The organism is Sarcina sp. DSM 11001 (assembly GCF_900101015.1).
Lineage (GTDB): Bacteria > Bacillota > Clostridia > Lachnospirales > Lachnospiraceae > CAG-791.
Genome location: NZ_FNFZ01000007.1, coordinates 1 through 13565, shown reverse-complemented (window position 1 = coordinate 13565; position 13565 = coordinate 1). Strand labels below are relative to the sequence as shown.

General features: G+C 51.7%; 11 protein-coding genes. 3 read left to right on the top strand and 8 right to left on the bottom strand.

Features of this window, described 5'->3' with window-relative positions:
* Positions 1-214: 214 nt before the first annotated feature.
* Complete coding sequence (locus tag BLT02_RS04875) at positions 215-1546, top strand: transglutaminase domain-containing protein (RefSeq protein ID WP_092992146.1); 1332 nt, start codon at positions 215-217, stop codon at positions 1544-1546.
* Between the two features lie 170 nt (positions 1547-1716).
* Positions 1717-3096 carry an N-acetylmuramoyl-L-alanine amidase gene (locus BLT02_RS04870; RefSeq protein WP_092992144.1) on the top strand — a complete coding sequence of 460 codons (1380 nt, stop codon included), beginning with the start codon at positions 1717-1719 and terminating at the stop codon, positions 3094-3096.
* A gap of 312 nt (positions 3097-3408) precedes the next feature.
* Here the strand turns inward: BLT02_RS04870 and BLT02_RS04865 are convergent, their stop codons facing one another.
* From BLT02_RS04865 to BLT02_RS04820, 8 genes are all read right to left on the bottom strand, one after another.
* Entirely contained in the window at positions 3409-4998 is a 1590-nt protein-coding gene (locus BLT02_RS04865; RefSeq protein WP_242869701.1) for an ABC1 kinase family protein, read from the bottom strand.
* Between the two features lie 412 nt (positions 4999-5410).
* A complete protein-coding gene (locus BLT02_RS17085) occupies positions 5411-5836 on the bottom strand; it encodes a phasin family protein (RefSeq protein WP_175453691.1) in 426 nt (141 codons plus the stop codon).
* 373 nt (positions 5837-6209) lie between these two features.
* Positions 6210-6635 carry a diacylglycerol kinase family protein gene (locus BLT02_RS04850; protein WP_092992140.1) on the bottom strand — a complete coding sequence of 142 codons (426 nt, stop codon included), beginning with the start codon at positions 6633-6635 and terminating at the stop codon, positions 6210-6212.
* A gap of 78 nt (positions 6636-6713) precedes the next feature.
* A complete protein-coding gene (locus BLT02_RS04845) occupies positions 6714-7544 on the bottom strand; it encodes a tRNA threonylcarbamoyladenosine dehydratase (RefSeq protein ID WP_092992138.1) in 831 nt (276 codons plus the stop codon).
* A 225-nt stretch (positions 7545-7769) separates the two neighbouring features.
* Positions 7770-9125, bottom strand: a complete 1356-nt coding sequence (locus BLT02_RS04840) for an MATE family efflux transporter (protein WP_175453690.1) — start codon at positions 9123-9125, stop codon at positions 7770-7772.
* A 603-nt stretch (positions 9126-9728) separates the two neighbouring features.
* Positions 9729-10106, bottom strand: a complete 378-nt coding sequence (locus BLT02_RS04830; protein WP_092992134.1) for a hypothetical protein — start codon at positions 10104-10106, stop codon at positions 9729-9731.
* A gap of 141 nt (positions 10107-10247) precedes the next feature.
* Positions 10248-11783, bottom strand: a complete 1536-nt coding sequence (locus tag BLT02_RS04825) for an alanine/glycine:cation symporter family protein (RefSeq protein WP_242869700.1) — start codon at positions 11781-11783, stop codon at positions 10248-10250.
* A 363-nt stretch (positions 11784-12146) separates the two neighbouring features.
* Complete coding sequence (locus BLT02_RS04820) at positions 12147-12785, bottom strand: orotate phosphoribosyltransferase (RefSeq protein ID WP_092992130.1); 639 nt, start codon at positions 12783-12785, stop codon at positions 12147-12149.
* Between the two features lie 640 nt (positions 12786-13425).
* On the opposite strand from BLT02_RS04820, the gene BLT02_RS16755 reads away from it, so the two are divergent.
* A partial coding sequence (locus BLT02_RS16755; RefSeq protein WP_175453689.1) for a transposase occupies positions 13426-13565 on the top strand: 140 nt, incomplete at its 3' end.

The window sequence follows — 13565 nt, the reverse complement described above, 5'->3', positions numbered from 1 at the left end:
TTTCTGTGCATACGCATTATCTGCGAATACACATTGTTTATGCATACGCCTTGTTTGTGATCATATATTGTCTGTAATCACGTATTGCTTGTGATCACGCATTGTCTGCGATCATGTAGTGTCTGTGATTTCGAGCTGTACTGCCGTTGACCGTCAGCGGAAACTCTGTATCACGTATGCATTTTCTACTTAGTTTACCACATGGAGGGCATTTTTGAAAAAAATATTGCGTCTGTTTATTCCAATTCTCTGCGTTTTGTTCGCGCTGGGATCTATGCCGGAGACCGTCGCCGCCCTGTCAGGCTCTTTTAGGGGAGATTCTGTCCTGGATTCCGTCCTGGGTTCTGCTTTGGATTCCGTCAGAAATTCTTTTAGATTTTCTTCCGGATCGGCCGGCGCTCCCGTCCGGGACTCTTTTCAACCGGTCGGCAATGCGGCTGCCGGAATCGCTGACCTGGCCCTGGCAGCTGCGAAGGAGACTGCCGAACAGGCTGAAGATCCGGCTGCTGAAGCAGCGGAAAAACAGGACGGAACCGACAGGAAACAGACAAAAGACGTGATCAGCTATTATTACTACACCCGCATTTCCAAAGAGGAAAGGCTTTTGTATGATGCCATGCTGGGGCTGGCTGAAGGAGCCTCCCTGGAAGAATCCCGCATAGTCGGCATCAATCCTTCTTCGGAAGAGTTTGCAGAAAGGTACACAAGGGCTTATAATGCCTTGGTAAGCGATCATCCGGAGCTTTTCTGGATCGCGCAGGCAAGGGTCTCTTTTGAATGCAGATATTATGTCGTTCCTTCGTTTGGAGGAAAATACAAGGTGGTTCTGTCCCTCTCCGGTTCAAAGGATGATTACGCAGAGGAACAGAGAAGGCTGGAGGAATCAGCGGAGAAACTGCTCCGGAAGGCGGACCTCACCGGGTCTGATGCCGAAATTGCTCTTCAGCTGCATGATATCCTGATTGAAAATGCATGGTATAATGGAACCGCGGGGCCTGACGATTACGCACATACCGCCTACGGCGCTCTGGTGGAAAACAGCAGCGGCATTCCCGGCGGCGCGCTCTGCGACGGCTATTCACTCGCGTATGAGTACCTGCTGCAACGGGCAGGAGTGACCTGTACCATGGTGTGCGGTTATGCGGGATCTTCTCAGGATGATCTGCAGAAACATGCCTGGAATCTGGTCAGGCTGGGAGAGGACTGGTATGAGGTGGATCCCACCTGGGACGACCTGGAGCTGGAGATCTCCCCTTCCAGCGAAGGCTATGATCTCTTTCTGGAAGCGATTTCCGACAGGGATTATATGGCCAAACTCCACCATTATATGTTCAACCGGACGACCGAACAGATGCGTTCCTTTACCCCGGGTGACGAGTACACCTACACCAGCGACAGCGGATGGGTCTCTCTCCTGCAGCCCTCTGTCCACATCAGGTTCACGCCGCAGGACAGTGAAGTTACGAGGGATTATGTGACCCCTCTGGCTCCCGATGCGGAAGGCAGCATGTACACCTGGGAAGTACTTACTGGGAGAGAGTCATAAAAATGATCAATCAATCAGCAATCAATGATTAATAGTCTTTCAATAAGTAATCAACAATAAATTAATAAGCTGTCAACAAGCAGTCAGCAAAGCAGTAACACTGTTCACGGAACAATATACCCCCGTCTCTCAATCACTGGTTGCAGAGCTTTTTGACATGGAGGACACAAATGAAGAAAAAAACTGTACATACCGGATACCGTTTTGCCGCCCTGGCCATCGCAGGCCTGCTCGCCGGCTCTCTTCTGACAGGATGCGGTTCCCGTAAAAACGAGATCAGGGACACTCCTCCGGAGCCGGCCGCTCCCACTCAGGAAGAAGGTTCTGCCGCAGGCAGTACTGTCGGCTCTGTCGACAGCGGAGAATCCACCCCGCTTTCCGCGGCCCAGGGCTCCGGAACTGATGCTGATGACCTCTCCGGAGAGGGAAGGACAGTCACTTCAGGCACAGATCAGGCATCAGCCGGGGACACAGGCGCTCAGACGGCGGTACCGGACTATCTGGCCGGAGCTGAAAACGTCAATTTTTCCGCCGAGGGCAAAAATCTCCTGATCGTCATCGATCCCGGACATGCCTCCCAGGTGCCTGCCGCCCAGGAGCCCCTCGGTCCCGGCTCCACCGAGATGAAAGACGCCGACAGCATCGGAACATACGGTCAGGCGAGCGCGCTTCACGAATATGATCTGACCATGATGGTGAGCCGGAAGCTCCGCACGGAACTTGAAAACCGCGGATACCAGGTCCTGCTCACCCACTACGATACAGTACAGCCGATCGGCTGCGTCGAGCGCGCCAAGATCGCAAATGACAACAAGGCAGATGCCTTTATCCGTATCCACGCCAACAGCACGACGGACGTAAAGGCAAACGGCGCCATGACGATCTGCATCACTGAAGACAATCCCTTTCATTCGGAGCTTTATGATGCCTCTGTCCGTCTCTCACAGATCCTGCTGGATACCTACTGCGAGGAGACCGGGATCGCCAAAGAATATGTCTGGAAGACCGACACCATGTCCGGCAACAACTGGAGTGAAGTCCCTACGACCATGATCGAACTGGGATACATGTCCAACCCGGACGAGGATCTCAATATGGCTCAGGATTCCCAGCAGCTCAGGATGGCAAAAGCGATCGCGGACAGCCTCGACCTGTGGTTCGGCCTGATGCCCGAAGAGGAGCTCTCCATGCATCCCGGACTCACCGGTGAGGTTCCCGGACGGAGCACCTCCCCTGCCCCTGCCGCAGTTACTTCCGGCGGCAGTACCGGCAATAATGCAAATGGCTCCGCTTCCGGGCAGACACAGGAGAACGCAGATACAGCCTCCACAGCAGGTTCCGCGGCTGTCCCTGCCGGCACAGCTCCTGCAGCTGTTCCTGCCGGCACGACTCCCGCAGCCGTTCCCGCCGGCACATCGACAGGTGTGGAGACCGCAGTCCCCGCTGACAGAAGCGGCACCCCTGCCCCCGGAACTCTGGAACTGGAAGAGGGCAGCTCAGGAGAGGAAGAAGGATCTGACATCATCTCCGAGGAGAACGACCAGAACTGAAAATGAACTGAATCGAATCAAAGAAACAGGCGAAAAAAGACAAAGTAAAAAAGAAACAGCGATAAAAGAAACAGCGAAAAAGAGACAGGAGCCGGTCCTGTGTCTCCTCCCCGGAGGAGCTGCAGAACCGTCCCCTGTCTTTTTTTGCCCGCTGTTTCCAGCTTATCATTTCCAGCCCGCTGTTTCCAGTTCACTGTTTCCAGCCCGCCTTTTTAAATCCGTTTTTTCAATCCGCTGTTTCCAGTTCACCGTTTCCAGCCCGCTGTTTCCGCCACACCATAACCAGTGTGCGGTCAGGAAAGTAACCGTAAGTCATTTGTTCCTGGTGAACCAGTGGCGGATAAAGATGTACAGGCAGATCAGAAATGCCAGCATGAAGCCGATGAATCCCAGCGCAGGAATACCGAGGAACTGCGGGTGCATGTCTGTCGTACAGATGATGCTCGAACCGATGAGGAGCGCCATGACCCACAAGCCCATGACGATGTTCCGGACGAGCTTTCTCAAGAGCAGGGCCATCTCCTTCGTGGCATCCAGTTCCATTTTGACTCTGGCCTGGCCCTTGAGGTATTCCTCCAGGGCATTTTTCATGAGCGAGGGAAGATCAATCGCTTCATTGACTGCGGTATAGACCTTGCGTCCTCCCTTTCTGATCTCACGGCCAATATCCATTTTTTCAAAGGCGTTCTCGCGGATCCTCGCCGCCGCGATCTCCATCATATTGATCTCCGGGCTGATCTCGGTCAGAACGCCCTGCATGTGATTGAGTCCCCTCCCCAGCATGGTCATGCCGTGCGGGAGCCTGAGCCCGTTCTCTTTCATGATCTCCAGGACCTGCATAAAGAAGTCCACGATATCAATACTGCCCAGGGACATCTTCCCATATCGTTCGACCAGAGTGCGCAGTTCCGTGTACAGACGGCCGTCGTCTATTTTGCCCGACGGCTCGCACAGCTCGATCACGGTGCTCTCGAGTCCGGAAATATCGCTCACGGCGATGGCTCGCACAGCGCGTTCCATCAGATTCTTGTCTCTGGCGGAAAGTCTCCCCATCATTCCCATGTCGATCCAGACGATCTTACCGTCGTGGACCTTGACATTCCCCGGGTGAGGGTCAGCATGGAAGAAACCGTCTTCCATGACCTGCTTGATGTAGTTGTTGATCAGTTTGCGGCCGATCTCCTGCAGATCATATCCCCTGCTGAGAAGATGTTCTCTGTCATTGATGGCACAACCGCCGACATACTCCATAACGAGTACACGGCTGGTAGTGTGTTCACGGTAGAGATGGGGCACGCGGACATATTTGATCCCGGAATTATTGCGGGCAAACTCCTCCACATTGGCTGCCTCTTTAAGGAAATCCATTTCCTCCTGCGCGACTGCCCACATTTCATCCAAAACCATCCCGAGATCTACGACGTTCTTAATACCGCCGACAGAGGGCATCAGCCTCACCAGACGATGCAGGAGGCCGATATCCCTGGCCATAGTGTCATAAATCCCCTTGCGCTGTACCTTGATCACGACGTCCTCGCCGGTCAAAAGCCTTGCCCGGTGAGCCTGCGCGATCGAAGCAGACCCCAGTGGTTTTTCGTCTATGTAAGAAAAGACCTGGTGCCAGTCCTCACGGTAGGAGCGGTTGATGACCTCTTCCACCTCCTCGAAGGACATGGGAGTCACCTCCGAATTGAGCTTCATCAGTTCTTCACAGTAGGCCCTGGGAAGGATGTCAGAGTGCAGGGACATGATCTGGCCGAGCTTGATATAAGTGGGCCCCAGTTCCTCCAAAATGACACGGAGTTTCTCCGGGGTCACCCCTCTTGTAATATGATTCCGGAAAAGGACCTCCCGGATTTCCTTCATCCTGCTCCGGTTGTCCATCTTTGCCTTCTCTTTCATGTCTCCCCGCTTTTCCCCTTATGTATAATGTATAACCCTTTATGCGCAGACCCGGTCCGGAGCTTCAGCATGCAGGCAAAAACCAGGCAGCCCTGTCCGGCTGTTCCCGCGATGCTCCTGGCCGGCCCTGAAGTCTGTAGACAAAAACCGGCATCTCATGCCCGGCTGTTCCCGCGATGCTCCTGGCCGGCCCTGAAGTCTGTAGACAAAAATGAAAAATGCCCGCGGCGGAATCCGGCTCTGTTACCGGCCCGCTGCGGGCAGCTCCGCTCATGTACAATACTTTGTTGAAAACATTGTCTTAATGGAGTTCTTTTCGTCTCATCGACTGATTGGTTTTTTCGATCACTTTTTCAATTCTGGTCATTCAATCCTGATCACTTCTTCAATCGTACTTTGATCGTATTCCCGGTCAGCTTTCCTGAGCGTTTTCATCGGAAGGCGCGTATCCTTCTTCTTTGAGCAATTCATCAAGCTGTTCCTGTGCCTCAGCTTCTGCCTTGGCCGCATTGATCTGCTCTTCTGTCAGGCCGGTGATCGTCTCTGTAGCGGCATTCTCAACATCATGAATTGCCTTCTTGAGGGCCTCAAGCTCGTCAGCACCCATTTTTGAGATTTTTTCCTCAAAGTAGGAAGCATCAGCTTTGCGTGCGTCCCAGGACTTTTTCACATTGTGCTGCAGCTCTTTGTTCAGTTCCTTGCCCTGCTCGACTGTGATCTCGCCCTTCTTGACAAGATCTTCAACGATCTGCTGGGATTTCTCAACAGTCACAGCAGCCGCGCCGATTCCCACCAGGAGTAACTTTTTGAGTCCGTCACCGATTTTTTCCATTGCCATTTTGTTACCTCTCTTTCCGGAGCGAAACTGACAGTGTATCTATCGGCATGACCGTGACGCTCCTGCACGGTTTGCCGCTGCCTCCTAAATAAGATATCAAAACCTGCAATCAGTCCCGATGGACTGAGATGAGAATAAGGGCAAAATGTTTCCAAATTGTGGTTAAAAGGATTTGATTTCCGAAACTAAACAGAAATAGTTTCTAAATTCCGGTTCACAGATAGTTTATATCTCCGGCTTTATATCTTCGGTGTTTTACCGTATGGCTTACTTCATAGATGATCCGTATCCCGGACAGTTTGTTTCCGCCGCGGATTGTATAGCACATCCTTTTTCCACCACGAGTTTATTATAACACAGATTCATCAGGGTACTACAAGTGAAAAAAGGCTAAAAGCCGGGGAATAAATATGATCAGGCCTGTAATCGCTGCCATAATCGAAGCAATAAGCACCGCTCCTGCAGCTGTATCCTTGGCAGCCTTTGCCAGGGGGCGGTATTCCTGCGTCACCAAATCGACCACAGCTTCAATCGCCGTGTTGACCAGTTCCAGGGCCATGATAAGGCCGAACAGTACCAGGCAGATACACCATTCCATTATGGAGATGCGCAAAATGAACCCGAAGGCCACGACCAGCACAGCCATCAGGCAGTGGATCTTCATATTTCGTTCACCCAGTCCGGTCAGTATTCCGTCAAAGGCATGTCGGAAACTATCAAAGAGCGGCTGAACAGTGTCCGTGTCTTTTTTACCTCTGCCGCCGGATCTTGCGCTTTTCCTGCTGTCTGTTTCTGTCATAGCTGATCCTCCGTCAGACTCACTTCTACCACAGGTTTTATCCACTGGTTTTATTCGCAGTTTTTTATCTCCAGTTCCTCAGCGTGTAAGTCCGATTATGTCTCTGACGACTTCACCTGCTATGATCAGGCCTGCCACAGATGGAACAAAGGCAATGCTTCCCGGCACTGAACGGCGGGCTGCAGGGGTCTGCGGGGACTCATCCGGAATCTGGTACCGGACCGGCGCCGCTATCACTGTCTTTTCTGCAGGGACCTGCAGGAGCCCATCCGGAATCTGATCCTGCTCCTGCTCCGGGGACTTCTCTTCTGTTTTAACAGGCTGCAGCGGCTTTTCCTTTGAATACACGACCTTGAGGGAATCTACTCCGCGTTTTTTGAGCTCTCGGCGCATCACGCGGGCGAGGGGATCCACCGAAGTTTCATAGAGATCCGCCACTTCAAACCGGGAAGGGTCGAGCTTATTGCCGGCCCCCATGGCACTGATCACCGGGGTTCCCGCTGCCTTTGCCTGAAGGATGAGCTGGATCTTGCCCGTCACCGTGTCGATCGCGTCGACGACATAGTCGTACAGGGTAAAGTCAAACTGCGATGCTGTCTCCGGCAGATAAAAGCATTTATAAGTATGGACCACTGCCTCCGGATTGATGGAATGTACTCTTTCTGCGGCAGCTTCCACCTTGCTCCGCCCCATCGTATTCATGGTCGCGATGATCTGTCTGTTCAGATTGGAGAAAGCCACTTCATCATTATCGATCAGGTCCAGCGTCCCGACACCGCTGCGGGCCAGCGCCTCTACGACGTAACCTCCGACGCCGCCGATGCCGAAGACGGCCACTCTCGAGCCCTTCAGCTTTTCCATAGCTTCATCGCCCAGCAGCATCCGGGTCCTGGAAAACCGGTCCTCCATCTCTGCCGTCCTCCTGACTGCTTTTTCCCGTTTACAATTTTTATCTGTTTAACAATTTCTATCTGTTTGCAATTGTTTATCTGTTTGCAATTGCTTATCTGTTTACGATTTCTATCTGTTTGCGATTTCTATCTGTTTGCAATTTCTATCTGTTTGCAATTGCTTATCTGTTTGCAATTGCTTATCTGTTTGCAATTGCTTATCTGTTTGCAATTACAAATCAGTTTATAACGTTTTAACCGTCCTGCTGTACAGGCGCCGGAAAAACACCACAGAGAGCAGGGCTGACATGAGCTCTGCTATGGGGAAGGCCCACCAGATCAGTGTGACTTCTCCAAAGGAAGAGAGAAAGAGCGCGACCGGGATCAGGACGACGAGCTGACGCCCGACAGACACGATCAGGGAGTAGTAGCTGTAGGAAAATGCCTGGAAGATTGACCCCATGGCGATGCAGGCACCGGCCAGGCCGAAGGAGAGGGAAATGATCCTCAGGGCGGGCACACCGATCCGGAGCATCTCTTCCGAGGCATTGAACATGCCCAGAAGCGCCTGGGGGAAGATATTGAAGGCCAGGGTTCCGCAGAGCATAATGCCGACAGCCAGGGATACAGAAAATACCAGGGCCTCCTTGATACGGTCGCGGCGGCGGGCACCATAGTTGTAGGCCAGCACCGGAATCAGACCATTGTTGAGGCCGAAGACCGGCATAAAGAAGAAGCTCTGGAGTTTGAAATACACACCAAAGACCGCTGTCGCTGTCTTGGAGAAGGCACCGAGGATCTGGTTCATGGAATAGGTCATGATAGATCCTATGGACATCATCAGGATCGACGGAGCCCCGACAAAATAAATTCTTTTGATGACATCCGGGTCAGGACGCAGGATCTGCGGGATCGATATGCGGATATCCTCATTCTTTTTCAGATTCAGGCTGCAACTGATCAGGGCGGCGATGACCTGGCCCAGGACTGTGGCATAAGCCGCGCCGGCAACGCCCAGTTTCGGAAAGCCGAACATGCCGAAGATCATGATCGGATCAAAGATGATATTGATGACCGCGCCTGTCGCCTGGGAAATCATACTGTAGAAGGTCCGCCCTGTGGACTGGAGCAGTCGCTCAAATGTGATCTGGAAAATAGCGCCAAAGGACAGACAGAGACAGATCCGCAGGTAAGTCGCTCCGTATTCCCTGACCAGCGGATCCCTGATCTGTGTCCCGATAAAGGGTGCCGCCCCGAACAGGCCGATCAACAGGAACAGGATATAAGTCATACCACCCAGGAAGAGCCCGTTGTTCGCTGCCGCGTCTGCCCGGTCGAATTTCTTCTCGCCCAGAGATTTAGAGAGCAAGGCGTTGATTCCGACACCTGTTCCGGCTGCAAAGGAAATCAGGGCATTCTGCATCGGGAAGGCCAGGGTGACCGCTGTCAGAGCATCCTCTGAAAGCCTGGCGACAAACATACTGTCCACGACGTTGTACAGGGCCTGGACCAGCATGGATATCATCATGGGCAGCGACATCGTTATGATTAGTTTTTTCACGGGCATGACGCCCATCTTGTTTTCTCTTGGTTCTGCCATCAGGTCATCTCTTCCTTTCGCTTCCGCTCAAACGGCTACGAACAGGGCCTGCCGCGATGATGCTGCGGGAATGCACCGTTTGCTTATAAGCACCGTTTGCTTTTAAATGTGTTTAAATGTGTTTAAATGTGTTTAAACGTGTTCAACATGTTCAATGTGTTGAATGTGTTCATGCGGCGAATCCCGCAGATCCGAATCAGGCTGCCAGGATTCTGACACTGCCGTTATGGAGAAAGCGGCAGCACGTGAACAGAAATATTCTGTAACCTAAAAAATCATAACACAGGTCGAGGCAACATACAACTACACAGCAGAGGAGAGGCAAGGTCGGTATGGAGCAGGATCATAAAGGTGACCTCAGGCTTAAGAATCCGATATATCGCTTCACCTTTTATGTAGCAGTGGTGATTTCGGACTTACAAATTAGATATGTCGCTTTTTGCGTCATGGTACAGTCAAAAAAGAGACTGTCATTATGCGACAGCCCCTTTTCTCTCTTTAACGTTTTTCAGACCTTTTCAGATTAGTATTCTCTTCCCGGTCAATCTTCTTTTCAGATCAGTTTTCCTTTTCAGATCAGTTTTCTTCTTCAGAACATTCCAGTCAGTTTTCCTCTTTATCCGCAGGTACTGCCCCGGTGGAAGTATTTCCGGCTATTGCAGGAGGATTCAGGGGAGTCTCTTCCGGTATTTCCCCGGTCGTCCCGTCCGTGAAATCCACCGGCACATCTGTACTGCCCGGCTCGTCAGTATTATCCGGCTCATCCGGCTCATCCGGTTCCTGATAATATTTTTTGTCAATATAATAACCAATCCCGAACCCGACCAGGGCGAACAGGATGTGCTGGAACTGGGAGTCCAGACGCAGCAGGCCTGAAATGATAAGGCCCAGGGCATATCCCAGCACAAAGCCATAAAATTCCGAGCGTGGAATCGTACCGAAATACTTTCTCTGTGTCGAATGTGTCTTTTTGTTTTTCATTTCTCACCTCGATGGCAAACCAGACTGCATGTTATATTTTCCGTCCTTCATTTCACGCTTTATTTCAAGCCCTTCATTTCACGTTCTTCATTCCACGTTCTTCATTCCACGCCCTGTTTCACTCAATCTGCTTCACGCGCTTTATTTCCCGTTCCTGATCTCCTGCTTATGCATTTCCTGGACATGGTCGAGGGCGGAGTACATGGGCTCGATCTGCTTTTTGCGCAGGACGCGGTCCACGTAGTTCTTTGTGACCGCGACGACAGTGCCGGAGCAGGCGAGAACGCCGATCAGGTTGGGGATGGCCATGAGGCCGTTGAAGGTGTCGGAAAGGTCCCAGGCAAGCTGCAGGTTCATGGTACAGCCGACAAAAATGAAGGCTACAAAAATGACTCTGTAGATAATGGTCGCCTTTGTTCCGAAGAGATACTCAAAGCCACGCATGCCGTACTGGCTCCAGCCCAGCACAGTCGAGAAGGCAAAGAGCAGGATCGCTAATGCGATAAATCCCCTTCCGACGTTGCCAAAGACTGTGGAAAAGGACTCAGCAACCAGCGCCGTGCTGGCGGAATCGGAGATCATTTCGCCGGTATTGAGATCCACCACCCCGCTCGAGAGGATCGTGAAGGCGGTCAGAGAGCAGACGATGATGGTGTCGGCAAAGACTTCAAAAATGCCCCACATGCCCTGCATGACGGGCTCACGGATATTGGAAGCGGAGTGGACCATGACAGAGGAACCGAGACCAGCCTCATTGGAGAAGACGCCGCGCTTCATACCCCATGTCACAGCAAGTCGGACACCGTAGCCTGTGATGCCGCCGCCGACTGCCTTCATCGCGAAGGCTCCGCGGATAATGGAGGCAAAAACAGCACCCAGCTGGCCGATATTGGCAAAGAGCACGATCAGAGAACCGATGATATAGGCGATCGCCATAAAGGGCACGAGCTTCTCCGTGACCGCTGCGATGCGCTTTAGGCCGCCGATGATGACCAGGGCCGCCAGGATCATCAGGAGGATACCGGAGATATATACCGGAATCCCGAAAACCTGCTGCAGGTTTGCTCCGATGGTGTTGACCTGGCTCATGTTGCCGATGCCAAAAGAGGCAAGCACACAGAAGGCGCTGAACAGGACTGCGAGCACTGCACCGATCCCCTTGCAGCCCTTTTTGGAGCCCAGACCGTCGTGAAGATAGTACATGGCGCCTCCGCACCACTCTCCGACTTCGTTTTTACGGCGGTAATAGATACCCAGCACATTTTCAGAGAAATTGGTCATCATGCCAAAGAAGGACACGATCCACATCCAGAAGATAGCTCCCGGGCCGCCCGAGACGATAGCCGCCGCGACGCCGGCGATATTGCCCGTGCCGATCGTGGCCGCAAGGGCGGTGCAAAGACTCTGAAACTGGCTGATGGACTTGTCGTCCTTCGCCGTGTGTGCTGTGACATGCTTGTCAGTAAAAACCGCGCCGATCGTCTTTGAAAACCAGTGCCTGATATGGGTGATCTGGAAAAACTTTGTCAGACAGGTCATGAGAATACCTGTTCCGACAAGCAGGATCAGCATGGGCAGCCCCCATACAAACCCGTTCACCGAATCATTTACAGCAGTGATCTTTTCAACCGTAGTGATCGGCACGATCATGCTTTGTGTCATTAGAAACCCTGACATACTTTCCTCCCTGAGACTTCAAACAACAGTTCCAAATCGCTGATCCGGCTGCAGAGCAGCCCGGAAATAAACGAAAAAAAGACGTGAGGAGACGAACTCCTGCACGCCTTTGCTCATAAAACAAAAATATAGCGTCAAATATGAAGTTTGTCAATATTTTGTATACAAGTATCCAGTAAATTCCTTATGTGCTTTATATCAATTTCTTATGCCAATTCCTTCTGTCAAATCTTCATGTCAATTCCTGATAATCCCTTATGCCTTATGGGATTCCTGACGGGCCGGGCTTAAACAGGCCGGGCTTAGACGGACCGGGCTTAGAGAAAGCCGGTCTTAGAGAAAACCGGTCTTATGAACTTGAACTCAGAGCCTGGAATAACCAAAGCCGTTGCAGATGGCGTCGATCGGCTGATTGCTCTGGCACATTTTGCATTTGCTCGGCGGATAGGATTTATAATCCGGAAGGTCTGCATTGGTATACAGCGCGTGTATTTGATATCCCATGACCTTGCTGACAGCGGAATAGATGGCGGAAATGCCTTCGATCGTTCCTCCGTAATAATTGATCGACTCGCTCGCGCGGGCGATGGTCTGACCCGTAGTTGCCGAAGCCAAAAGGAGCAGGCAGTGTTTGCCGCGGACCATCATCTGGTTGTTCTCCCTGACGATCATCTGTCCGGCAAGATCATACTCCGGGGACATGATATAGATCGTCTTGTGGGCGTTCATGGACATGATCCCGGCCTTGGTCAGTTCCTCCGCCATATAGGCGCCGATGACCTCCATGCCGTCCATACATACAATAGTATCCACCACCGTGCTGGCAACATAATCCTCGCTCATTGCCCTGGCAGCGGCCTTTGCCTCATTCTGTCTGGTTTTCATTGTCGTCATATCAATGTAATAATTGATATGGGAGTTCGGGGTCACAAAATGCCCCGGAATGACCTTCATAATGACATCATTATAGCGGGTAGAACGCATCTTGGTATAACTCTGCATAAAAACCTCCCTTACTAAAACCGGCACTCAGAATCTCCAATCTGTAATGTCAGATCTGTAATTATTATACAATATACAGGCAGAAAATGGGCAGTTTTTACACTGAAAGCAGTTACAATTTCGGCACTAATTCCGCACAATTTCCGGCTGACCGCGAGCGGCACAAGGGAGAGGCCGCGAACGATACAAAGGAGAGGCCGCGAGCGGTACAAAGGAGAGGCCGCGAGCGGTACAAGGGAGAGGACGCGAGCGGTACAAGGGAGAGACCGCGAGCGATACAAAGGAGAGGACGCGAGCGGTACAAGGAAAACAAAGAGGACGTTACTGCAGGAGACAGGAAGGATGATTCCGTGTCTCCCACAGTACCGTCCCCCATTCGTTTACGGACAATCTGAGGAAAGTTCCGTCTGAGGAGAGTTCGTCTGAGGATAGTTTAGTCTGCGGAAAGTTTCGTCAAATCTGACGCTTTGCGGCTTTCACCTGAATTATTCACCGCTATGCGGTGATAGCGGCTAAAAGCCGCATAGTTGCTGTGTTTACTGCAATATTTGCTTTCACCTATAAAGTGAATAGAAAAAGAACCTGATTCTTGGTAAGATAAAGGTGCTCAAGCCAATAAAAAACCAAGAAGGAGGTTCCTGTGACTTATTCTAACACCATTTCGCTTGAAAGCAATAAGCAAATCAAAATCAATTTCAACGGTGGCGACCTTTCTTCAGATGCCGGGCTCCTGCTCATCAAGGAGTTTGCCTGCAAAATCGGACTTGTCAAACTGGTAAA